The organism is Oceanicola sp. 22II-s10i (assembly GCF_002210105.1).
In the GTDB taxonomy this organism is placed as follows: Bacteria; Pseudomonadota; Alphaproteobacteria; order Rhodobacterales; family Rhodobacteraceae; genus Pseudooceanicola.
The window spans coordinates 1,198,161-1,220,917 of record NZ_AQQU01000001.1 but is presented as its reverse complement, the minus strand read 5'-3'; the positions used below and the strand labels follow the sequence as shown (position 1 = coordinate 1,220,917).

At 66.4% G+C, this 22,757-nt stretch carries 20 protein-coding genes; 6 read left to right on the top strand and 14 right to left on the bottom strand.

Translation table 11 applies throughout. The features are described from left to right. Positions 1-95 precede the first annotated feature (95 nt). Positions 96-962, top strand: a complete 867-nt coding sequence (locus ATO6_RS06080; RefSeq protein WP_088622999.1) for a MurR/RpiR family transcriptional regulator — start codon at positions 96-98, stop codon at positions 960-962. 122 nt (positions 963-1,084) lie between these two features. Here ATO6_RS06080 and ATO6_RS06075 read toward each other — a convergent pair whose 3' ends face one another. The 4 genes from ATO6_RS06075 to ATO6_RS06060 form a co-directional block, all read right to left on the bottom strand. Next, the gene (locus tag ATO6_RS06075) at positions 1,085-2,581 is read right to left on the bottom strand and encodes a phosphomannomutase/phosphoglucomutase (protein ID WP_088622998.1); all 1,497 of its coding nucleotides are present in this window, start codon (positions 2,579-2,581) and stop codon (positions 1,085-1,087) included. Between the two features lie 191 nt (positions 2,582-2,772). Next, on the bottom strand, positions 2,773-4,812 hold the full coding sequence (locus ATO6_RS06070) for a capsule biosynthesis protein (protein WP_088622997.1): 2,040 nt from the start codon (positions 4,810-4,812) through the stop codon (positions 2,773-2,775). Next, positions 4,790-5,449 carry an ABC transporter ATP-binding protein gene (locus tag ATO6_RS06065; protein WP_088622996.1) on the bottom strand — a complete coding sequence of 220 codons (660 nt, stop codon included), beginning with the start codon at positions 5,447-5,449 and terminating at the stop codon, positions 4,790-4,792. The genes ATO6_RS06070 and ATO6_RS06065 overlap by 23 nt, the downstream gene beginning before the upstream one ends. Before the next feature lie 224 nt (positions 5,450-5,673). Then, a complete protein-coding gene (locus ATO6_RS06060) occupies positions 5,674-6,921 on the bottom strand; it encodes a Na+/H+ antiporter NhaA (protein ID WP_088622995.1) in 1,248 nt (415 codons plus the stop codon). Between the two features lie 136 nt (positions 6,922-7,057). On the opposite strand from ATO6_RS06060, the gene ATO6_RS06055 reads away from it, so the two are divergent. The 4 genes from ATO6_RS06055 to ATO6_RS06040 all read left to right on the top strand — a co-directional run bounded on the left by ATO6_RS06055 (position 7,058) and on the right by ATO6_RS06040 (position 9,843). Then, complete coding sequence (locus ATO6_RS06055) at positions 7,058-7,645, top strand: uracil-DNA glycosylase family protein (RefSeq protein ID WP_088622994.1); 588 nt, start codon at positions 7,058-7,060, stop codon at positions 7,643-7,645. Further along, positions 7,642-8,430 carry an SseB family protein gene (locus ATO6_RS06050; protein WP_088622993.1) on the top strand — a complete coding sequence of 263 codons (789 nt, stop codon included), beginning with the start codon at positions 7,642-7,644 and terminating at the stop codon, positions 8,428-8,430. The genes ATO6_RS06055 and ATO6_RS06050 overlap by 4 nt, the downstream gene beginning before the upstream one ends. Before the next feature lie 132 nt (positions 8,431-8,562). Continuing rightward, on the top strand, positions 8,563-8,868 hold the full coding sequence (locus ATO6_RS06045) for a GNAT family N-acetyltransferase (protein WP_088622992.1): 306 nt from the start codon (positions 8,563-8,565) through the stop codon (positions 8,866-8,868). A gap of 12 nt (positions 8,869-8,880) precedes the next feature. Continuing rightward, on the top strand, positions 8,881-9,843 hold the full coding sequence (locus ATO6_RS06040; RefSeq protein ID WP_088622991.1) for a pirin family protein: 963 nt from the start codon (positions 8,881-8,883) through the stop codon (positions 9,841-9,843). Positions 9,844-10,122: 279 nt separating this feature from the next. On the opposite strand, the gene ATO6_RS06035 is transcribed toward ATO6_RS06040, so the two are convergent. The 7 genes from ATO6_RS06035 to ATO6_RS06005 all read right to left on the bottom strand — a co-directional run bounded on the left by ATO6_RS06035 (position 10,123) and on the right by ATO6_RS06005 (position 15,870). Continuing rightward, positions 10,123-11,403 carry an MSMEG_0569 family flavin-dependent oxidoreductase gene (locus ATO6_RS06035; RefSeq protein WP_088622990.1) on the bottom strand — a complete coding sequence of 427 codons (1,281 nt, stop codon included), beginning with the start codon at positions 11,401-11,403 and terminating at the stop codon, positions 10,123-10,125. 11 nt (positions 11,404-11,414) lie between these two features. Further along, positions 11,415-11,699: an MSMEG_0570 family nitrogen starvation response protein gene (locus tag ATO6_RS06030; protein WP_088622989.1), complete on the bottom strand. Its 285-nt coding sequence runs from the start codon at positions 11,697-11,699 to the stop codon at positions 11,415-11,417. Then, on the bottom strand, positions 11,692-12,672 hold the full coding sequence (locus tag ATO6_RS06025) for a sll0787 family AIR synthase-like protein (RefSeq protein WP_254919076.1): 981 nt from the start codon (positions 12,670-12,672) through the stop codon (positions 11,692-11,694). The genes ATO6_RS06030 and ATO6_RS06025 overlap by 8 nt, the downstream gene beginning before the upstream one ends. Then, positions 12,672-13,217 (bottom strand): MSMEG_0567/Sll0786 family nitrogen starvation N-acetyltransferase, encoded by a 546-nt coding sequence (locus ATO6_RS06020; RefSeq protein WP_088622988.1) that lies wholly within the window; start codon positions 13,215-13,217, stop codon positions 12,672-12,674. Before ATO6_RS06020 ends, ATO6_RS06025 begins: the two co-directional genes overlap by 1 nt. Further along, complete coding sequence (locus ATO6_RS06015) at positions 13,214-14,341, bottom strand: MSMEG_0568 family radical SAM protein (protein ID WP_088622987.1); 1,128 nt, start codon at positions 14,339-14,341, stop codon at positions 13,214-13,216. Before ATO6_RS06015 ends, ATO6_RS06020 begins: the two co-directional genes overlap by 4 nt. Then, positions 14,334-15,311, bottom strand: a complete 978-nt coding sequence (locus ATO6_RS06010) for a Nit6803 family nitrilase (protein WP_088622986.1) — start codon at positions 15,309-15,311, stop codon at positions 14,334-14,336. The genes ATO6_RS06015 and ATO6_RS06010 overlap by 8 nt, the downstream gene beginning before the upstream one ends. 76 nt (positions 15,312-15,387) lie before the next feature. After that, positions 15,388-15,870 (bottom strand): MSMEG_0572/Sll0783 family nitrogen starvation response protein, encoded by a 483-nt coding sequence (locus ATO6_RS06005; protein ID WP_088622985.1) that lies wholly within the window; start codon positions 15,868-15,870, stop codon positions 15,388-15,390. 286 nt (positions 15,871-16,156) lie between these two features. Between ATO6_RS06005 and ATO6_RS06000 the strand changes: the two genes are divergently transcribed. Beyond that, positions 16,157-17,524: a PLP-dependent aminotransferase family protein gene (locus ATO6_RS06000; RefSeq protein ID WP_088622984.1), complete on the top strand. Its 1,368-nt coding sequence runs from the start codon at positions 16,157-16,159 to the stop codon at positions 17,522-17,524. Between the two features lie 521 nt (positions 17,525-18,045). Here the strand turns inward: ATO6_RS06000 and ATO6_RS05995 are convergent. From ATO6_RS05995 to ATO6_RS05985, 3 genes are all read right to left on the bottom strand, one after another. After that, on the bottom strand, positions 18,046-19,263 hold the full coding sequence (locus tag ATO6_RS05995) for a DNA recombination protein RmuC (protein ID WP_088622983.1): 1,218 nt from the start codon (positions 19,261-19,263) through the stop codon (positions 18,046-18,048). Beyond that, positions 19,260-21,113: a DNA mismatch repair endonuclease MutL gene (gene mutL / locus ATO6_RS05990; protein WP_088622982.1), complete on the bottom strand. Its 1,854-nt coding sequence runs from the start codon at positions 21,111-21,113 to the stop codon at positions 19,260-19,262. The genes ATO6_RS05995 and mutL overlap by 4 nt, the downstream gene beginning before the upstream one ends. 344 nt (positions 21,114-21,457) lie before the next feature. Beyond that, positions 21,458-22,690 carry a urate hydroxylase PuuD gene (locus ATO6_RS05985; RefSeq protein WP_088622981.1) on the bottom strand — a complete coding sequence of 411 codons (1,233 nt, stop codon included), beginning with the start codon at positions 22,688-22,690 and terminating at the stop codon, positions 21,458-21,460. Positions 22,691-22,757: the final 67 nt, after the last annotated feature.

The window sequence follows — 22,757 nt, the reverse complement described above, 5'->3', positions numbered from 1 at the left end:
CGCAACCAGAACCGCCACCCGGTGGCTTGTCAACGGACAAGTTGTAGTCTTTGCTACACCCACATGCGCCTTTGTAGCAAAATCGAGCAGCGCCGATGCAGCCCGCCCGCCAGATCGTCAAGGACCTGATCCTCGCCCGCCGGTCCGAGCTGACCGCCTCGGAACGCGGGCTGGCCGAGGTGCTGCTGCGCGACTATCCGGTCGCCGGCCTGCAGTCTGTCACGCGACTCGCCGCCGCCGCCGGGGTGTCGACGCCGACGGTGATCCGCATGGCCCGCAAGCTGGGGTTCGAAGGCTATCCGGACCTGCAGAACGCATTGCGCGAGGAAGCGGCGGCGCAGATCCGCGAACCGATCGCCCGCCGGGCGGCATGGTCCTCGGGCACCGACGAAGGGCATACGCTCAACCGCTTCGCCACCGCCGTCACCGACAACCTGCGCAACACGCTGGACCGGCTGGACGTCGCCGCCTTCGACACCGTGGCGCGGCTGCTGGCCGATCCGGCGCGGCAGATCCACATCGCGGGCGGGCGGATCACCCGGTCGAACGCGGATTACCTGTTCAACCACCTGCAGATCATCCGCCCCAATGTGACGCTGCTGTCGCAGAGCGCGAATGTCTGGCCGCAGTATATCCTCGACATGGGGCCGGGCACGGTGCTGGTCCTGTTCGACATCCGGCGATACGAGGCCGACCTCGCCCGCCTCGCTGCGCTGGCGACCGAGCGCGGGGCGCAGGTGGTGCTGTTCACCGACCAGTGGGGCTCGCCCGTCTCGGCCACGGCGGCGCATGTGTTCAACGCCCATGTCGAGGCGCCGTCGTCGTGGGATTCCACGATCGCCATCATGCTGCTGGTCGAGGCGCTGATCGCCGAGGTGCAGGCGGCCCGGTGGGACGCCGCCAAGGACCGGATCGAGGCGCTGGAGCAGATGTTCTCGGCCACCAAGCTGTTCCGGTCTTAAGGGAAAGGTGCGTGCGGAGCACACACCCTACACATGTGGTTTATTGGCCGTTAAGGGCGCAAGCGCCGTGGACGTAGGGTGCGTGCTCGTCACGCACCACCACAATCCACCACACCGCCCCGTCAGAACGTCTGGTCGTAATCCCCGACCGCCGGCTCCGTGCGGATCACGTCGTCGACCTCCTTGAAGATCGCGCGCAGTTCCGCCTCGCTCTCCGAGCTTTCGCAGACCACCACGAGGTTCGGCGTGTTCGACGACGCCCGCACCAGACCCCACGACCCGTTGTCGAGGATCACTCGCGCGCCGTTCACCGTCACGACTTCCTTGATCGCCCGGCCCGCGAAGCTGTCCCCGGCCTCGCCCTTGGCGACCAGCTTCTGCACGATGCGCTCGAGGATGTCGTATTTCTCCTCGTCCGCCGCATAGGGCGACATGGTCGGCGTGGACCACGTGACGGGCAGCGCCTTGCGCAGGTCCGACATGGACTTGTCGGGGTTCCGGTCCATCAGCTTGCAGATCTCGACCGCGACCCGCATCCCGTCGTCGTAGCCGCGCCCCACGGGTTCGGCCATGAAGTAGTGTCCCGACTTCTCGAACCCCGCCAGCGCGCCCAGTTCGTGCACCCGGCGCTTCATGTGGCTGTGCCCGGTCTTCCAGTAATCCGCCTTCACGCCGTTGGCGATCAGCTCCGGATCGCTGGCGAAGAGCCCGGTGGATTTCACATCCGCCACGAAGGTCGAGTTCGGGTAAATCTTGGACAGGTCGCGGGCCATGATGACCCCCACCTTGTCGGCGAAGATCTCCTCGCCCTCGTCATCCACCACGCCGCAGCGGTCGCCGTCCCCGTCGAAGCCGAGCGCGAAGTCCGCACCCGAAGCCTTCACGGAATGCGCCATGTCGTGCAGCATTTCCATCGCCTCGGGGTTCGGGTTGTAGTTCGGGAAGGTGTAGTCGAGCTCGTTGTGGCTCTCGACCACCTCGACGCCGATCCGTTCGAACAGCGCGGGCGCGAAGGCCGAGGCGGTGCCGTTGCCGGTCGCGCAGACGACCTTGAGCTTGCGGCTCATTTTGAAGTCGCCGACGAGGTCGTCCATGTAGGCGTCGAACACGCCCTCCACGAATTCGCAGGATCCGCCCGGACGCGACTCGCCCTTGCCGTTCAGCACGATGTCCTTCAGCTCACCCATCTCGTCCGGACCGTGGGTCAGCGGCATGGCAAAGCCCATCTTCACCCCGGTCCAGCCGTTCGGGTTGTGGCTGGCCGTGACCATCGCGACGCCCGGCACCCCGAGGTGGAAGGAACTGAAATAGGCCATCGGCGTGATGCAGGGCCCGATGTCCTTGACCTGGACGCCCGCCTGCATCAGTCCGAGGATCAGCGCGTTCTTGATCGCCACGGAATAGTCCCGGTAATCGTTGCCGACCGCGATCACCGGCTCCACGCCGCGCTTGTGCATCTGGGTCCCGATCCCGAGGCCGAGAGCGGTCATGCCCGGCAGGTTGATTTCGTCCGGATACTTCCAGCGCGCATCGTATTCGCGAAACCCGGTCGGCTTGATCATCGGATCGCGCATGAAGGACCAGGTGTTCGGCTGAACGGTGGAAATCGGCTTCGTCACGTAATGTCTCGCTTTCTGATTCCGGCCCCTTGCGGGCCTGCAATTGTGCAGCAGGCCAAACCGGCCCGCCGCGATCTAATCCATAACCTGTAACGGGTCCATGTTGGAACAATCCGACGGCGGATCGTCGCAGGCGGCAATCGCCACGCTGAAAAGGCAGGCGCGCACCGGACGGGCGCGCGCCTTGGGGATCAGGCCGAAACCTGTTCGCGCAGGATCGAGGCCGTCAGGCTGATCATCAGGTAAATGCCCGAGAAGATCAGGAACGCCAGCAGCGTGTCCTCGAAGGCGCGCGGATAGCTCGGATCCTCGGGCGCGACCGGCCGGACCGAGGTGGTCAGGTAGCGCACCTGCCGGTTCGCCTCCAGCTCGGTCTGCTTTTCGTTCTGCAGCGCGGATTGCAGGAACAGGTCAGCGGTCGCCAGGTCGGCCTGCGCCATCTGCACCTGCGCAGCCTTGGCGGCCAGCGAGGTTTCGCCCGACGTCGCCTCGGTCATCCTTGCGTTCAGTTCGGCCAGCAGGGCCTTGAGCCGCTGCACATCGCCCCGCGCACCCTCGACACGGGCCGAGTTGGGCCGCGAGTTGTCCAAAAGCGCCGCAAGTTGCAGTTCCTTCTCAGCCAGCTGGATCTCGTAGTTGTTGATCTGCGTCCTCAGGCCCGCGATGATCCCCTCGGGGTCGATGAAGGTGCCTTCCTGAAGGGCGACCAGCTGTTCCTGCGCCTCGCGCCGTTCCGCCTTGGCCCGTTCCAGGCTTTCGCGGGCGGTCTTCATCCCGTCCTCGCGCTTGCGGCGGGACAGTTCGTCGACGCGTTCCTCGGCGTATTCGATCAGGTTCTCGCTGAACTGCGCGGCGACGGTCGGGTCGGCTGCGGCGACTTCCATGCGGATCACGCCTTCGGTCGGGTCATAGCCGATCTTCACGTTCCGCTTGTAGATCTTGTAGGCCTGTTCGTTCGACGGATCGGGGTCCAGTCGCTGGATCGGGTCGATCCACGGCTGTGTAAAGTGGCTCTTGAAGCCGACGTCGCGGTCCAGCCGCAGCATCGCGTCCTTGGACTGCAGATAGGACTGCACCGCGATGGAATCCTGGTTGGTCGCGAACTGGGTCCCGGACAGCAGCCCGCCAAGACCGCCGCCGCCCTGGTTGTCGGCCTGCAGGATCAGGAATTCCGACTTGGCCGCGTACATCGGCGTGGCGACGACAAAGAAGTACCACCCGGCCAGGAAGGTCGGCGCAAAGACGAAGAACATCAGCCGGACCGCCAGCAGCATCATCCGCTTGCGGCGACGCTGGGCCAGTTCCTGCTGCAGCTTCGAGATTTCGTTGGCCCGGCGTTCGGACGGGCGCACCTCGGTCGAGGGCAGGTTGTGGCCCGGACCGGCGGGGATCGTCTGCGGCAGCTGCACCGGCGGCTCGTCGCCGCCGCCATTGCCCGACGCGCCGCCCGGCACGACCAGTTGCAGCATGTTCGTCCGCTCGAACGGGTCGATCCCGCGCGCGCGCAGCTGGCGCACCGCGTCGAAGTCCGAGGTCGCGGCGATCCCGTGTTTCTGCGCCACGCGCCGCGCCATGCGCAGCTGGCGGCCCGTCAGGCCCTCCTTGCGGATCGTGTCGATGTCCAGATCCGCCCGCGCGACGCGGGGGCTGTCGACCTCGCCAGACCGGGCATCGGTCGAGGCGGGGGTCACGGGGGCCTCGGCACTCGGCTGAGCCGTTTCGTCGGGGGCCGCAGGGCGCGGTGCGGCAGAGGTGCCGTTGTCCGCCTGTGCATCCGGGGCCGGCGTCGGGCGCGGGAAACTGTCGGTGTCGCCCTCGGCGGGCAGCACCGGGCGCGGGCGGACCGTTGCGACCGTCGGGCGCGACGGTCTGACCGTCTCGCCACCCTCGGAGGACACGATGGGCTTGGGTCGCGGTGCGACCGTGCGGCCCGCAGCCTTGAGCGTGGATTTCGGTGCGCCGCCCGAAATGGGCGAAGGCTGGCCTGCGGCTTCGGCGGCGGCCTTGCGGCGGGCCGCCTCGGCGGCAGCCGCCCGGCGGGCCAGTTCGGCCGCGCGTTGCTGCGCGACGCTGGAAATGCTGGATTCGGCCCCGGTCGGCGCGGCCTCGGGCGCGGTGTCCACCGGACGCACCGACGGGCGCTGTGCCGCGTCCTGTTCGGAGTGCGACGCGGGCGTGCCGGGCGTTGCGCGGCGGATGCGGAACTTCCTAGCCTTGGGTTTCGTAGTCATAGAGCTGTTTCGCTTCTTCCAAGGAGTCGAACATGTGGAGCTTGCCGTCCATCAGCACGGCGGCCTGGTTGGCAAAGGCTTCGAGCACGCGGGGCTGGTGCGACACGATCACGATCGTCGTCCGTTCCAGCCTTTCGCGCAGGATTTCCCCCGCCTTTCGGTTGAACTCCACGTCGGTTGAATTGGGCATGCCCTCGTCGATGAGGTACATGTCGAAATCGAGCGCCAGCAGCAGCGCAAAGGAAAACCGGGATCGCATCCCGGACGAATAGGTCCCGAGCGGCTGGTCGAAATATTCCCCCAGATCGCAGAGCCAGCGGCAGAACGCCTCGACATAGTCCGGGTCCAGACCGTAGAGCCGCGCGATGTAGCGGCTGTTCTCGTAGGCGGAATGGCGGCTGACGGTGCCGCCCATGAACCCCAGCGGGAACGAGATCTTGGCGGTCCGGCGGATCGTGCCCTCGTCCGGCTTCTCGAGATTGGCCATCATGTTGATGAGGGTCGTCTTGCCGGTGCCGTTCGGCGCGAGGATCCCGAGGTTGCGCCCGCGTTCGATGCGGAAAGACACCCGGTCAAGGATGATCTTCCGGTGACTCCCGGTCCAGAAGGACTTGCTCACGTTATCGAATTCGAGCATCGAGCGCTCCGGATTCTGCTCTCGGCCACTCCTTGCCGGAGTTTTGTTTAGGCATGATTGACCCTTGACGGGCATTATGAGCCATAGCCGAGGGTCATGCCAAGCGATCGCGGCGAAATTGTGGCTCGGGTCGACAAATCTGCGCCAATCCCGCTGCTGTCACGTGACAATCCCCGTCACGTGGACAGCGGCACCCGGATTCCCTCCGGGCGCCGCCAGAATCGTCAGGCCCGGACCTTCTCGACCCGCGTCAGCTGACCCACCACGAGGGACACCGCCGCGGCAAAGAAGCTGAACAGCGCGCCCATCTTGGCTGCGTCCTGAACCGGGCCCGGATCGAAGGCGACCGAGGCGACGAACAGCGACACGGTGAACCCGATCGCCGCGACGCAGCCGACGACGACAAGGTCGATGGTCCGCATCCCCGCCGGCAGACCCAGCTTCAGCACATGGGCGCCCACAATCCCGAACAGCGCGATCCCGACCGGCTTGCCGATCAGCAGACCGCCCAGCACCAGCCACGTCGGCTCGCCGATGGAGCTGAACACCACCCCCGCGTTGAGCAGGCCGAAGAGGAACAGCACCAGCTCGACCGGATATTTGAGTGCATGCTCGATATGGTTCAGCAGGTCGGTCAGATACTGCTCGGCCTCGCTGAAGATACCGAAGGCGCGGTCGGCATGGGGGATCGTCGGCACGATCGGCAGCAGGCCCAGCGCCGGATGGATCCCGCTTTCCTGGAACCCGTACCAGCTGATGCAGCCCGCGATGGCATAAGGCCAGAAGCCCAGCTTCTCGCGCACCCATGTCGAATTGGGCCGGTCCTGGTTGCCCACGTCCATCCGGCGCGGCAGCCAGTTGAACAGGACAAAGACCCCCACGGCCGCCGCCAGCGACATCAGCAGCCAGGCCGGGGCCAGATCGCCCGAGGGATAGAAGATCGCGAGGATGATCAGCCCCGCGGCGTCATCCGCGATGGCCAGCAGCAGCAGGAACCGCACCGCCGGGTGCCCCGCGCCGAACACCATCCGTCCGACGAGGTAGGAGAACGCGATGTCCGTCGCGGTCGGGATCGCCCAGCCGTTCGCGACGTCATGGAACGTGTCGTTCCACAGGAACCACGCCATCCCGAGGTAGACCACGATCGGCCCCAGCATCCCGCCCGCCGTGGCGAACAGCGGCGTCGCCGCCTTCTTGCCGCGCAGCGAGCCTTCCTCGAGGATCACCGCTTCCCAGACTTCCTTGGCCGCGATGGCAAAGAACAGCGCCATCAGCACGTCGTTGACGAGGTAGTGCAGCGTCAGCGTCCGGTGGCCGTCATGCAGGTGCCCGATCGGCGCATGATCCCAGATCACGAACTCCACGAAGTGGTGGTAGCTGTCCGCCGAAGTGTTCGCCCACACCAGTGCCAGAAGCGCGCCGATGATGAGCAGGAGCGAATAGCTGGTCAGAAAATTCCACACGCGATACATGTGTCCCCATCCCTTTTTGTTTTTTTCCGGATTAGGTCCTTTCCCTGCGTCGCACAATCGCCGCGATGTCGCCGACAGATCCAGAGCGGCGCCCTGCGCCGTTGACGCCGCGCCCGCCCGGACCCACCTTTCCGCGATGACCGCCCCCCTGCCCGACCGCATCCGCGCCTGCCGTCTCTGTGCCGACCGCTTCGCCACGACCCGCACCGCCCACGCGCCGCGCCCGGTGGTCTGGTTCCGCCCCGGCGCGCGGTTGCTGATCGCGGGACAGGCCCCCGGCATCCGCGTCCATGAAAGCGGGCGGCCCTTCGACGACCGTTCGGGCGACCGGCTGCGGGACTGGATGGGGGTGGACCGCGAAACGTTCTACGACATGTCCCGCATCGCCGTCGTGCCGATGGCCTTCTGCTTTCCCGGATACGACGCCAAGGGCAGCGACCTGCCGCCGCCCCGCCTCTGCGCGGCCACGTGGCACGACGCGGTGATGGACACGCTCCCCGACCTGCACCTGCGCCTGCTGATCGGCGCCCACGCGCACCGCTACCACCTCGGCCTGCGGACCCCCGTCACCGAAACCGTCCGCGCATGGCGCGACCACGCGCCCGGCGCCTTCCCCTTGCCTCATCCCTCATGGCGCAATACCGGGTGGCTGAAGAAGAACCCGTGGTTCGAAACCGAACTGATCCCCGTGCTGCAGGCACAAGTGAAGGAAGCGCTCGCATGACCGACACCCCGCTCGACCGCGCCCATGCGGCGATGGAAGCCGCACCCCAGGACGATGCGGCCCGGCTGAAGTTCTACGAGCGCCTCGCCGACAACGAGCTGTTCATGCTGCTGACGCAGGAAGCGAAGGACGACAAGCTGTCGCCCGAGATCTTCACCCTCTCCGATGCCGACTGGATCCTCGTCTTCGACACCGAGGAACGGCTGGCCGCCTTCACGGGCCGCGAAGCGCCCTATGCCGCGCTGCCCGGCCGGGTGATCGCCGGGATGCTCGCCGGTCAGGGCATCGGCCTGGGCCTGAACCTCGAGGTCGCGCCGTCGTCCATCATGCTCCCGCCCGAGGCGGTGGCGTGGCTGGCCGAAACCCTCGGCCACAGCCCTCAGGAAACCGAGGCGCGGATCGCGGCTTTCCACACTCCGCGCGGCCTGCCCGACCGCCTGCTCGAGGCGCTGGACACCAAGCTAGGCCTGACCGGCGGTCTGGCCGAGTCCGCCTACCTCGTCGGGACCGAGGACCAAGCCGGACGGCGCGGCCACATGCTCGCCTTCGTCGACACCCGCCCCGGTGCCGAGGCCGCGCTGGCCCGTGCCGCGGGCGAGGCGCTGACCTTCTCCGGCGTCGAGGCGGGCGAGATGGACGTCGCCTTCTTCGCCGCGACCGACCCCAGGGCCGCGGCCCTCGCGCGCCGCGGCCTGCTGATCGACCTGCCCAAGCCCGCCGCCCCCGAAACGCCCGCCCGCACCGCACCCGGCTCCGACCCGGACAAGCCGCCGATCCTGCGCTGAGGCTTGCGGCGATAACGGCCTCGTGAGACCGCGCCGCCCGGCCCCGGCTGGACTTCGCTTCGCGGATCGCGACAGGATGCCGCACAACGCTGCCGCGCCTCCGTGCGGCCACCGGCGACGAAGGGAGCGACCATGTCCGAGCCAACCTCCGATACCCTGCAGATCGAGCGCGAGGAAACCGCCTCCAAGGGCCGCTACGTCGTCACTGTCGACGGGCACGAGGCCGAGATGACCTATTCGCGCGCCGGTGAAAGCCTCATCATCATCGACCACACCGAGGTCCCCGACGCCCTGCGCGGCCGCTCGGTCGGGCAGGCGCTGGTCCTGCGCGCGGTCGAGGACGCCCGTGCCGAAGGGAAGAAGATCCTCCCGCTCTGCCCCTTCGCCAAGGCGCAGATCGCCCGCCATCCCGAATGGCAGGACGTCCTGAACAGCTGAGGAGCACACGACATGAGCTGGAGCCCCTGCCCCGATCCCACCCTCGGCGACCCGGCCTCGGTCGATGCCATCGAGACGCTGGTTATCCCCCGCGCCGTCGACCTCGGCGGGCTGGAGGTGCGGCGCGCGCTGCCGACCACGCAGCGCCAGATGGTCGGACCGTTCATCTTCTTCGACCAGATGGGCCCGGCGGAATTCCTGACCGACCAGGGCATCGACGTGCGCCCCCATCCGCACATCAACCTCGCCACCGTGACCTACCTGTTCGACGGCAGCATCCGCCACCGCGACAGCCTCGGCACCGATGCCGAGATCCTGCCCGGCGCGGTCAACTGGATGAAGGCCGGGCGCGGCATCGTGCATTCCGAACGCACCGACCCCGAGCGGCGCAGGACCGGCCAGAAACTCTTCGGCCTGCAGACATGGGTGGCGCTCCCCGAGGCGCAGGAGGAAAGCGATCCCGCCTTCATGCACCACGGCACCGAGTCGCTGCCGGTCCTCGAGGACGGCGGCGTCACCGCCCGCCTGATCGCCGGCTCCGCCTTCGGCGCCTCCTCGCCCCTCGCCACGACTTCCGAGACGCTCTATTCCGACATCCAGCTCGCCCCCGGCGCACGGGTGGCGATCGAGCCCTCGGTGACGGAGCGCGCCATCTACACCATCTCGGGTGAGATCGAGATCGGCGGCCAGACCTTCCCCGCCGCCCGCCTGCTGGTGCTGCACCCCGGCGACCAGATCGTCGTCCGCTCGGACCGTGGCGCGCGGATCATGCTCTTCGGCGGCGAACCGATGGAAGGCCCGCGCTGGATCTGGTGGAACTTCGTCTCCTCCCGCAAGGAACGCATCGAACAGGCGCAGGAGGAATGGCGCCGCGGCCGGTTCGAAACGGTGCCCGGCGACGAAAGCGACTTCATCCCCCTGCCGCCCACCGACACCAAACCCCGCCGCGCCCTTGGCGGCGGCCCATACGACTGACCGCCGGGGCACCACCACACCGCACTGACCTCTCCACCCGAACAGGATCCCCGGCTTCTTCTGGTCAAAAATACTTCGGGGGGAGTCGTGGCCTTCAGGCCGCGACGGGGGCAGAGCCCCCTCCTCCATTCGAACTTCCGGCTCGTGGATTTCAACGATCAGAATTGTGGAACGCACCACAGTAGCCGATCGTCCGAAAGCAGGCCGAAGGGGACGGCGGCGCTTCAATGCCGCCCCGCCTGCTGGGGAAACGCGGGACGCGCAGGCCTGTCGCAGGCTTCACCTGGCAACAGGGTCCGAGGCATCCCGGCAAGCTGAAGCGATACAGTCTGCAAGGTATTTGCTGTCCTCCTCGATCCCCAGGAATCTGCCTGAGCCCCAGGTGTTCAGCCAGCCCAACCCTACGAAATACAACCCCGGCTGTGCGGTCACGCCGCGCGTGTATTCCGGCTTGCCGCGTGCGTCGAAGACATCCGCCTCGATCCAGGAATAATCCGGCCGGAACCCGATGGCCCAGAGAACCGAGGTGATGCCCTGATCGGCCACATCGACCTCAGTGATTTCCTGCTCCGGTTCCCAGACCTTCTCGAAGCCCGGTTCCGCGGGCGCATCGATCCCTTCACGCGCGATGTAGGCGTCGATCTGGTCACGAATTCCGACATAGGATCGGTCCGCATCGTCGAGGTTTTTCTTCAGGTCCGGGAGGAAACGCACAGTCGTGCCAACCATGTCCGCGAGCGAGCCGTAAAGCGAGACTCCCTCCTCGAGGTGGAAGCGGCGCAGGTCGATCTCCTTGCCGCCATCGCGGCCGGACATGTAGTGGTTGGTCTGGGTCATCGCCTTCACGGGATCGGGGTGGCGGTCGATGGTGATATCGTAGTGTCCGGCGTCATACAGCCAGTCCGTCGCATCCCGGCCCCGGTATTTGCGCGGGCTCCGTGGCGCGGGCCCGACGGCGAGATGCACGTCGCGGCCGGCGCGCGTGAAATCCTCCATGAGCTGCACCCCGGACTGACCGGTGCCGACGATCAGCACGCCGCCATCGGGGAACTGGTCGACGTTGCGGTAATCGACGGAGTGCATCTGGAAAATGTCCGGCGACAGGTCCTGCGCGTAAGGCGGCTCGATCGGCGTGTCATATCCGCCGGTCGCGATCACCACCTGATCGCAGGTCCAGGCGCCGATGCTGGTCTCAACGACAAATCCACCGCCATCCACGGGCGCAACGCGGGTCACGACGACCCCTTCGTGCAGGTTGGGCGCGGCGCGGTCGAGGAAGGCGTCGAGGTAGTCGGTGATCTCATCCCGCAGCATGAAACCGTCTGGATCGGTCCCGCCATAGTCACGGTCATAGTGGAAATCCGGCAGGCGGCATTGCCAGTTGGGAGTGACGAGGCAAAAGCTGTCCCACCTGTTCACCTTCCAGGAATGGAACGCTTTGTTGCGTTCGAAGACGATGCTTTCGATCCCTTTCTGCTCAAGGCAATAGGCCGTCGAGAGGCCCGCCTGACCGCCGCCGACGATTACGACCGGGCTATGCGGTGTCTGGGTGTCTTTCATCGTCTCACTCCTCATTGGGTGATCTTCAGGCATGTGACCGGGGCCCCTTCGGGGTCGAGCCCGGCCACCCGCTGTTCGATCCGGTCCAGCTGGCCCATGGCCAGCGAACATGGGTGGCCGTAGCGGGCCTTGACCCGGTTCGAGGCGCTCTGCATCGCCATGCGGGACCGGTGCAGAAAATCTGGAACCGGGTAGCGCGTCCCCGGTTCGAAAAGCTCGGTTACGACGGAAGACGGGGAATAAAGCTGCTCCTCCGTGCCGTCGGGCCAGCGCACGGTCCAGAAGGTTTCAGGCATCCGCGCCTCCGGTCAGGCCGAGGTATGGCGTGGCGGCATGATCCCAGAAAAGGGCACGTTCGCCGCCTTGGATCAGGGTAACGGAGCTGCCGCTGCTGATCCGACCGATAGCGGCGGCCTCGATGTCACGCGCGCCAAAGCGGGTCGTGACCGCATTGGCCTTGTCGGGTGCGACAGCCAACAGGAAGCCGAAACTGGGGAAGCTGCGCAGCCATCGGTCCACGGCGATGCCCGGCGGAGGCGTCACGGCGTCAATCTCGATCTCGATCCCGACGCCGGAGCATTCGGCCAGCATCAGCGCCGTGCCGACGATCCCGCCCTGGCTGATGTCCTTTCCCGCCGCGACCAGCCCCTCTTCGGCCAGTGCAGGCAGCAGTTCCAGATCGCCGCGCAACCGCTCTGGCGGGGCGTCGAGCGCGGCGCAGAAGTTGTCGAAGTTGCGATAGGCCCCGCGATGATCCACGGCGGCGATTAGCACATCGCCCGGCCGCGCATCGAAGCTGGTGATCAGCGCGCGGGCCTTGCCGAAGACCGAGGTCGCCAGTCCGATCGACGGCGCGGCAAGGTTCGTATGCCCGCCAACCAGCGGCACGCCAAAGGCGGCGCAGGCATCCCTCAGCCCCTTCAGCACGGGCGCGGCGATTTCAGCATCCGGCGCCCAGACCTGATCGACCAGCGCCGTCGCCCGCCCTCCCATGGCCGCGATGTCCGACAGGTTCACCATCACGGCGCACCAGCCCGCGAACCATGGATCATCCGCGACAAAGGCCGGGATGAATCCTTCGCCAGCGATCAGGTCCCAGCCGTCGCCGTTCGGCAGGGCGGCGGCGTCGTCGCCCACACGGCCCGCGCTGGCGGCGTCGAGGCCAAGCGCCCGAGTCGCGTCCGCGATGCCCAGCTTGGATCGGATGGACGGATGTTCGCGCAACGCCTCGGCCATGGCGGAAACGGCGGAGGGGACAGGGTGCATCATCAGCCAGCCCTGCGTTGCGTGCGGTGATACCAGCCGACGACCGGATCGGCGCAGGGCGGATATTTCGTGAGATCCACCTGCATCTTCATATGCGGCGTGCCGTGGATCGTGACCTCCTTCAGCGCGGTCCAGTGCAGTTTTTCGAACAGACGCACGTTCTGCATCTGAACGTGGGCAAGGAAAATGTCGCAGCCGCGCGCATTCGCCGTGCAGACGGCCAGCCGGATCAGTTCGGTGCCAAGACGGCTCACCGCCCGGAAATCGCGGTCGACGGCAAGGCGCGAGCCCCACCAGAGGCGCGGGCTTTCCTCGTGGATGCGGACCGTGCCGACCACCTGATCGGCTTCGTGCGCATAGGTCGACAGCGCCACCAGATGCGTGGCGATCAGGTCGATCTCGTCCCGGTCATGGTCGGGGAATATCTTCTGCTCCTCGACGAAGGTGCGGTGCCGAAGTGCCTGCGCGCCATCCGCCTCGAACCGTTTCGAGGCCGCGCGGATGTAGTAGCCGGGGCAGTGGAACGCGCGCGGTTCAAGCTCGATCATGCGATCCTCCGCTCCGGCGTGGGGGCCAGTTTCTCGTAGGTCGAGAGGGCCGAACACGCGCCGCACTTGCCGCAGCCCGCTTTCATGTCCGACGACAGGATGCCATTTCGCGCAATCATTTGTCCGAGGGGCCGGAGGATCGAGGCCATGAACTCCGACGACGGCGTCGGATGGCTTTCCAGCGGCGTGCCCGAGATCGGGACAAAGGGCACGACGAAGGGATAGACGCCCATGTCGGTCAGCACCTCGGCCATCGACAGGATCGCCTCGCGCGTGTCGCCCAGACCGGCGAGGATGTAGGTCGAGACCTGGCCGCGCCCGAAGACCTTCACCGCCGCCTCGAAACTGGAGAGGTACTTCTCGACGGGAACCGAGGCCTTGCCCGGCATGATCCTTTCGCGCACCTCGGGCGTCACCGCCTCAAGGTGCATGCCAAGCGTGTCGATGCCCGCATCGAACATGCGCTGGTGCCAGATGTCATCCTCGGGCGGTTCGATCTGGCCCTGCAGCGGCAGGTCGACCGCGGACTTGATCGCAAGGGCGCTGTCCACCATGACCTGCGCGCCCCGGTCCTTGCCCCTGGGCGTGCCGGTCGTCAGGACCATATGCTTCACGCCGTCCAGCTCGACCGCCGCCTTCGCGACCTCCGCCAGCATCTCGGGCGTCTTGTGGGCGATGGTGCGGCCGGCCGCGAGGCTCTGGCCGATGGCGCAGAACTGGCAGGTCTTCTTGCGGCTTTCATAGCGGATGCAGGTCTGAAGCACCGTCGTCGCCAGCACGTCGCGCGAATGCAGCGCGGCGATCTGGCTGTAGGGGATGCCGTCGGCGGTCTTCAGAGCATAGAACTTCGCCTTGGTCGGGAAGCGGACCCGCGCGACTTCCTCGCCATCGCGCGTCACCCGGGCGGCGCCGGTGTCGTCCGGGGCCTCGACGAGGTAGGGGCTCTCGAAGCTCGGCGCGGTGTGGACGGGGATCATCACCGTGGTGTCGCCGATGGTGATCGCCTTGTGGTCCGACGGCCCTGCCCCGCCCCGGCGGCTTTCCTGTCCCGCGCGGGGATCGACAAGGCGCATCCCGTGGGTCTGCAGTTCGTTGATCAGATCGGATTGGGCTAGGTCAGACATCCTGGTCCTCCTGTTCGGCGGGGTCGGGAAAGGGCGCGCCGTCGCGGGAGTGACGGGTCACGGCAGGGCGGGTGTCGTGCAGCAGGCTCAGAAGTTCAGGCCGCGCGTAATGGCCGACGCTGTCCATCATGCGCTTGCGCTTGGCGATCAGCCGCATATCGAGATCGGCAATCAGGATGCCTTCGCCCTCGGTCAGAGGTTCGGCCAGATGCCGCCCCTCGGGCGAGATGATGCAGGTCATACAGCCGTCGCGGATCCCCTTCTGCAATTTTGGATCGGGGTGGATTTCGGCGATCTGCTCCTCGGTCAGCCAGCCGGTCGCGTTGACGACGAAACACCCGGCCTCCAGCGCGTGGTGGCGCATCGTGACCTCGATCTGTTCGCCGAAGATCGGCCCGACGAGGGAGCCGGGGAAGTGACCGGCGTGGATCTCCTCGTGCTGGGTCATCAGCGCGTAGCGGGCGAGCGGGTTGTAATGCTCCCAGCAGGCCAGCGCCCCGACGCGCCCGACAGCGGTATCGACGACTTTCAGCCCCGCACCGTCACCCATGCCCCAGACCATGCGCTCATGGTAGGTGGGCGTGATCTTGCGCCGTTTCAGCGCCAGTGTGCCGTCTGCATCGAAGATCAGTTGCGTGTTGTAGAGCGATCCGTGATCGCGTTCGTTCACGCCCAGCACCACGACCACGCCGCGCTTGGCGGCGGCATCGGCGACGGCCTGTGTTTCCGGCGACGGCACGACCACCGCCTCGGCGATCAGGTCCATATGCGGGGCACCCTGCTGCACGGGCGGAAGGATGAACGAGAAATAGGGGTAGTAGGGCACGAAGGTCTCGGGGAAGACGATGAACTGCGCACCCTTGTCGGCGGCTTCGGCAATCGCGTTCAGCACCCGTTCGATCGTGCCAGCCCGGCCCGACAGGTCGGGGGCAATCTGGACGGCTGCGGCGCGGATCGTGTCCGTTCGCATGGAAGACCTCCGTTCGGAATAGGCCGGGTCGGCAAAGGCACGACCCGGCGATGAGGGGCAATGCGCCCTCAAGGAGTCAGACGGTCCAGGTATCCAGGATCACCGCGTTCGCCTTCTTGTGCAGAAGGATGCAGTCCAACACGTCCTGGGGCGCGATCGGCGTGATGCCCGGCAGCAGCGACGGCTCCCCATGGCCATAGAGCGCCTGAAGCGCGAACCGGCAGGCATAGACCTTGCCGCCCTCGCCCATGAACTTCTTGAGGTTCACGGCAAAGTTCTGATGGCCGGGAAAAGCTTCGTCGCCCAGCGTCGGGAAGCCGCGCTGGATGCCGAGCGTGACGCCGGGTCCATAAAGCAGGATCGAGGTCTCGTAGCCCTTCCGGTTCAGGCGGATGGCATTGAGGATGTTCACGAGGCCGATAGAGCCTTCGAAGGCAACGGTGTGGAAGGTGACGAGGGCTTTCTCGCCTTCCTCAGCCTTTACGTCCTCGAAGACCTTCTCTTCGTAATTGACGAAATAGTCGCCGTCCTTGTGCGCTTCCTGGGTGACTGCGGGCATGATGTTCTCCTTGCTGAGGGATGACCATCTGTGCGCCGCCAAAATTGTATGAATCAATCAACAGTTCAATCTACATACAATTAAATGCACATTCCAGATTCAATTTTGCCCATAACCCAAGCAAACAAAGGCCAAACATGCCCGCCGCATAATCACATTCTGTCTGGCGCATTCGATCCGGTGTGTCACCAGCATACCACACGAATCAATTACCCCCAATAATCCATACAATCCGCTTCAATTTTTCGGCGGGTTTCTGTAGGGACGACCCAGAACGGAGTAAATAATGATCGACTGGACCCCTGCGGATATCGAAAGCGGCAAGCCGCGCTACATCGCCATCGCCGAAGCCCTCGCCGCCGACATCCGTGCCGGGCGCCTGAAACCCGGCGACCGCCTGCCGCCGCAGCGCCGTCTCGCAGAGCGGCTGAAGATCGACTTCACCACCGTCTCCCGCGGCTACGCCGAGGCGCAGGCGCGCGGTCATGTCGAAAGCCACGTCGGCCGCGGCACCTTCGTCCGCAGCACCTCTGTCAGCGCCGCCCCCGATCCCGCCCGCGCCCGCGAAGAGGATCTGGCGATGAACATGCCGCCGGAACCGGTCGACCCGGAACTGCGGCGGCGGATGCAGGAGGGGCTGGGCTATGTGTCGAACAACCTGATCGACCTGTTGCGATACCAGTCCTCGACCGGATCGGAACGCGACCGCGTCGCCGCCTCCAGCTGGCTCAGCATGCGGGGGATGGTGCCCTCCCTCGACCGGATCGCAGTGACTCCCGGCGCCCATGCGACGATGACGGCGATCCTGTCGGTCATCGCCCGGCCCGGCGAAGTGATCCTGTGCGAAGACATCACCTATCCCGGTATCCGCAATATCTGCGGGCGACTTCAGCTGAAACTCATCGGCATCGCCGGGGACGAGAAAGGCATACTGCCCGAAGCCCTCGACGAAGCTGTGCGGACGCACGCGCCAAAAGCGCTCTACCTTAACCCGACGCTTCAGAACCCCACGACGCTGACGATCCCCGAGGATCGCCGACTGGCCATTGCCGAACGGCTGCGCCACCACGACCTCAATCTGATCGAAGACGATGCCTACGGGTTCATTCCCGCGCGCACCCCTGCCCCGATCGCACTGTCCGCGCCGGACCTGACCTGGCACATTGGCGGGCTCGCAAAATGCATCGGAGCCGGGCTGCGGCTGGCCTATACCATCGCCCCGACCCCGCGCTGCGCCCACCACCTGTCGCAGGCGATCCGCGCGCTCTCGGTGATGCCCTCGCCACTGTCCATGGCCCTGACCACGCAATGGATCGAGGATGGCACGGCCGACAGCATCCGGCGCTTCATTCGGTCCGAAACCGCCGCAAGGCAAGCCATCGCAGATGAGGTTCTGGCCGGACACACCTATCTGTCTGCAGAAAATGCGTTCAACATCTGGCTGAGCTTGCCGACAGGCGTCACCCGCGCTGATATCCTCGCCCGCATGGCGCGTCGCCCTATCGGGCTGATGCCTTCGGATGCGTTTACCGTCTATGGCGAGCCGGGCGAATACCTGCGGGTCAATCTCGGCGGGCCGTCGTCACGAGACGCGCTGCGAGAGAACCTCAACGGACTCGCCACGGCGCTGTTGCCGAACACGTTCATGGGATGAGTGTCGCCCTTCCTGCCCGCAGCGGCCATGGACATCCATTGTAATGCCGCACCCTCCCGCTGACGGATCGGCAACTGTCCGCAACCGCATCATCAGGAGCCCTGAACGGCAGAGCAGACATCTCGCCTGCGGGATAAACTCATACGAACGAACGCCCGCATCCTTCTTGCGGGCATGTCTGGGTTGTTGCGATCCCGCTGGAGGTTCCATGGCTTCAAAGAGGCTCCCATTTCCGGGCAAGGCTCGCGGATCACGTCGATCCCGCTGCCTTCAGTTGAAGCCGTGCGTACGGGATGATCCCTTCGAACCCCAAACGCGCGCGGCACAGTAATCGAGTGCTTGCGGACAACGGGGACCGGAAAGTCCAAACAACGGTAAGGCAGCGCCCCCTTCCACCGCCGATATTGGCACCTTCCTTGAGAAAAGGGAGGATGGCTCACCTGGCCGCCGCGTCTCGAGCAGGGGGCACTGCAATCAATGGTTAGACTGGGCCCCCAAAACCCGGACCAAAACTCCCGACGTCACTCGGCAGGCCGCTTCAGCCCCACCAGCCCCTGCGCGCCCTCGTCGGGCGCCAGTTCCTCAAAGTCGAAGTTATCCAGCCGCGCAGCCCGCTTCCCGGCCCGCTCGGCGGCGGTCCCGATCCCTTCCAGGTCGGCCCGGGCCTGTCCGAAATGGGTCTGCAACTTGCCGACCCGTTCCGACACCAGCTCCACATCGCGGTGCAGCAGTTTCAGCATGTTGCGGATCGCGCCCGCCTGTTCCCGCATCCGCGCGTCCTTCAGGATCGCGCGCATCGTGTTCAGCGTCGCCATGCAGGTGGTGGGCGACACCACCCAGACCCGTGCCGCAAAACCCTCGCGCACCAGCTCGCCGAAATTGGCATGCAGCTCGGCATAGACCGCCTCGGACGGCAGGAACATCAGCGCCCCGTCCGCCGTTTCGCCTTCGATGATGTAACGCTCTGAAATCGCCTTGATATGCGCCCGGACCGAGGTCTTGAACAGCTGCGCCGCGCCGGGTTCGCCCGCCCTCAGCTTCTCGTAGGCCTCCAGCGGGAACTTGGCGTCGATCACGATCGGCCCCGGCGGGTTCGGCAGGTGGATCAGGCAGTCCGCCCGCTTGCCGTTCGACAGCACCGCCTGCAGCGAGAAGCTGTCGGAGGGCAGCGCCTTGCCCACGATGTCGTTCAGCTGGATCTCGCCGAACGCCCCGCGCGTCTGCTTATTCGACAGGATGTCCTGCAACGACAGCACATCGCCCGACAGCCGGGTGATATTCTCCTGCGCCTTGTCGATGACCGCCAGCCGCTCCTGCAGCTCGGTCAACGACTTGGTCGTCTTCTCCGACCCGCCCCGAAGCTGTTCGTTCATCTTCTCCTGCATCTCGGACAGCGCCCGCGCCGACTTCATCGCATTCTCGTGCAGGCGGTCGTTCATCTGGCTCTGCACCGCCGCCAGTCGGGTCTCCATCGCCTGCAGCACCTGCGCCTGACCGCTGGCCTGCGCGTTCGACACGGTCGTCAGCCCGCCCGACAGCTGCTCCTGCCCGCGGTAGAGGCCGTCGATGGTTCGGCCCATCTGGTCCAGCTGGTAGATCAGCGGGTCGGCGGCCTTGCGGCTGGCGCGAATGGACAGCAGCAGCAGCAGGCAGATCAGCACGAAGCCCACGGCGCCGCCGAGGCCGATCAGCACGACCGGGTCTTCCAGCGAAAAGGTATGTCCCGCGATGCGTATCATGTGCGTCCGAAAAGCCGTTCGATATCAGAGAGTTTCAGCTCCACGTAGGTGGGCCGCCCGTGGTTGCACTGGCCGGAATGGGGCGTCGCCTCCATCTCGCGCAGCAGCGCGTTCATCTCTTCCGCCCGCATCCGGCGGCCCGACCGGACGGAGCCGTGGCAGGCCATCCGGCTGAGGATCGCGTCCAGCCGCGCCTTCAGCAGGTCGCTGTCGCCCGCATCGTCCAGTTCGTCGAGGATGTCGCGCACCATCGCCTGTGCATCGACCTCGCCCAGGATCGCGGGCGTCTCGCGCACCGCGACGGCGTTGCCGCCGAAGGGCTCGATCCCGAGACCGAAGCGTTCCAGCGTTTCCGCGTGTTCCAGCAGCAACGCGCGGTCGCCGGAGGAAAGCTCGACAATCTCCGGGATCAGCAGCGCCTGCGCGGCGACCCCGGTCTCCGCCATCTGCCGTTTCAGGCGTTCATAGACGAGCCGCTCATGCGCCGCATGCTGGTCCACGATCACCATCCCCCTCTCGGTCTGGGCGATGATGTAGTTCTCGTGCACCTGCGCCCGCGCCGCGCCGAGGGGATGGCTGACCGCGCTCTCGTCCGGCCCTTGCGCGCCGGTCTCGACGCGGGCGGAGACGGCATCGTCCATGTCGAAGGCGCGCGCCGGTTCCTCGAACACCGGCTGCTGCGCGGACCAGCCTGCGGCGATCGCCCCGCGCGACGGGCGGTCCATCTGGTAGACGCGCGGCGGGCCCGACGGCTCCGGCCGGAAGGCGCCGAGCGTCTCGCCCGCCACGGTGGTCGAGGCGCGTTGCCCCTGTTCGGCCAGCGCATGGCGCAGGCCCGTCACGATCAGACCGCGCGCCGCGCCGGGATCGCGGAAGCGGACCTCGGATTTCGCGGGGTGCACGTTCACGTCGACCAGATGCGGATCACAGTCGATGAACAGCGCCGCCGCCGGGTGCCGGTCGCGGCTGAGCAGGTCGGTATAGGCCGCGCGCAGTGCGCCGGTCAGGGTCCGGTCACGCACGGGCCGTCCGTTGACGAAGAGATACTGCGCCACCGCCGCACCGCGCGAATAGGTCGGCAGGGCGGCGAAGCCGGTCATGTGGAGCCCCTCGCGCTCGGCATCCACGGGGATCGCGTTGGCGATGAAGTCGCGCCCCAGCACCGAGGACAGGCGGGCCGAAAGCGCCTCGAACAGGTCGCCCTGTTCGGCATCGGCGCGGAAGACCTCGCGCTCGTCCTCGCCCTGCCGTTGTTTCAGGACGAAGGTGACGAAGGGCTCGGCCATCGCCAGCCGCCTGATCGTGTCGGTGACCGCCTGCGATTCCGCGCGGTCGGTGCGCAGGAACTTGAGCCGCGCGGGCGTGGCAAAGAACAGGTCCCGCAACTCGACGATCGTGCCGGGCTGCAGCGCGGCCGGGCGGACCGGTTCGGCCCGGCCACCGGAGACGGTGATCTCGTGCCCCTCGCCACCCTGCACGCGCGAGGCGATGCGCAACCGGCCGACGGCGCCGAGCGAGGGCAGCGCCTCGCCCCGGAAGCCGAAACTGTGGATGTTCAGCAGGTCCGAGCCGTCGATCTTGGAGGTCGCGTGGCGCGACAGCGCCAGCGGCAGGTCCTCGGGCGACATGCCACAGCCGTCGTCGGCCACGCGGATCAGGGTCTTGCCGCCATCTGCCACCGTGATCGTGATCCGCCGCGCGCCCGCGTCGATGGCGTTTTCCACCAGTTCCTTCACGGCGGAGGCCGGACGCTCCACCACCTCGCCCGCCGCGATGCGGTTGATCGCCGCCTCGTCCAGTTGCCGGATCACGGGACGGTCGGGGCTTATATTGCGTGGCTGAGTGTTCATTCCACCAGACCTAGCATGGATGCGGTGATTCTGGAAACGGAAGTCAAGAATGCCTTAACGGGATATCGGACGCAATGTTCCCGTTATGTTTCGTCGCGAAGCCTTGATGTAACCTTGCGGGGGAGCCTGTGGCGCGCTCCGGCAAAGGCATCGTCATCCTCGGGCTCGACCCGAGGACCTCGTGACGGGAGATCGATCCTCGGGTCGAGCCCGAGAATGACGGCACTCCCAAGCCGGGTGCTCTTCCCGACCGGACGCGTAATCAAGGGCGAAGCCCGCCGCGCCTTGTGCCCACCCACGGGCAGGCTCGCCCGGCGTAGCGGATGCGTCACCGCCGCCCTGTCCTACCCGTCGTCGCGCGACGTCGCCGCCTCGTACCACGCGACGATCTTCGCCCGTTCCGCAGGCTCGATGAAGCTCAGGTTCGCCGGCGGCATCGCATGCCCCAGCCCGGCCTGCAGGTAGATCGCCCGCGCCTGCCGGGCGATCTGGTTCTCGGTTTCCAGCCGCACGCCCTTGGGCGGCCAGAGCAGCCCTTCCCACGCCGGTTCCGCCGCGTGACACATGGAGCAGCGGCCCAGCACGATGTCATGCACCTCGGCGAACCCCTCGGCCCGGGCGAACCGGACCGCGGCGCCGGTCGCCTCTTCAGGCTCGTCGTTACGGAACATCGGCGCGGTCGACAGCCACATTACGATCAGGAACAGCACCGCCGTCGCCAGCCACGTCCAGGTCGGGTTGCCCTTACGGGAATGCACCGTGTTGAAGTAGTGCCGGATCGTCACCCCCATCAGGAACACAAGCGACGCGATCAGCCAGGTCCAGTCGGTGGCGAAGGCCAGCGGGTAGTGGTTCGACAGCATCATAAAGATGACGGGCAGCGTCAGGTAGTTGTTGTGGGTCGACCGCTGCTTGGCGATCTTGCCGTATTTCGCGTCCGGCACCCGCCCGGCCTTGAGGTCGGCCACGACGATCCGCTGGTTCGGCATGATGATGAAGAAGACGTTCGCGCTCATGATCGTCGCGGTGAAGGCGCCCAGATGCAGCATCGCGGCGCGGCCCGAGAAGACGTGGGTGTAGAAATACGCGATCCCCACGAGGATCACGTAGAGCGCCAGCATCAGCCGCGTGTTGTCGTCACCGAACTTCGACTTGCAGATCCGGTCGTAGGCCAGCCAGCCGAACCCGAGCGACCCGACCGAGATCAGGATCGCCTGCCAGCCCGCCAGATCGGCGATGGCCGGGTCGACGAGGTAGAACTCGGCCCCGAGGTAATAGACGAGGATCAGCAGCGCGAAACCGGTCAGCCATGTCGAATAGGCCTCCCATTTGAACCAGACGAGGTCGTCGGGCATTTTCTCGGGCGCGATCAGGTACTTCTGGATGTGGTAGAAGCCGCCGCCGTGGACCTGCCATTCCTCGCCATCCGCACCGGAGGCAAGGTTGCGGTCGCGGTGCAGGCCGAGGTCCAGCGCGATGAAGTAGAACGAGGATCCGATCCACGCGATCGCGGTGATCACGTGGGTCCAGCGCACCGCGAATTCGAGCCAGGCGCCGATGGCGGCGAAGTCATACATCCCTTTGTCCCCCGAGATTTTCCTGCAAGGCTAGACCCGCCGCGCCCCCGCGGCAATCCGCTGCGTC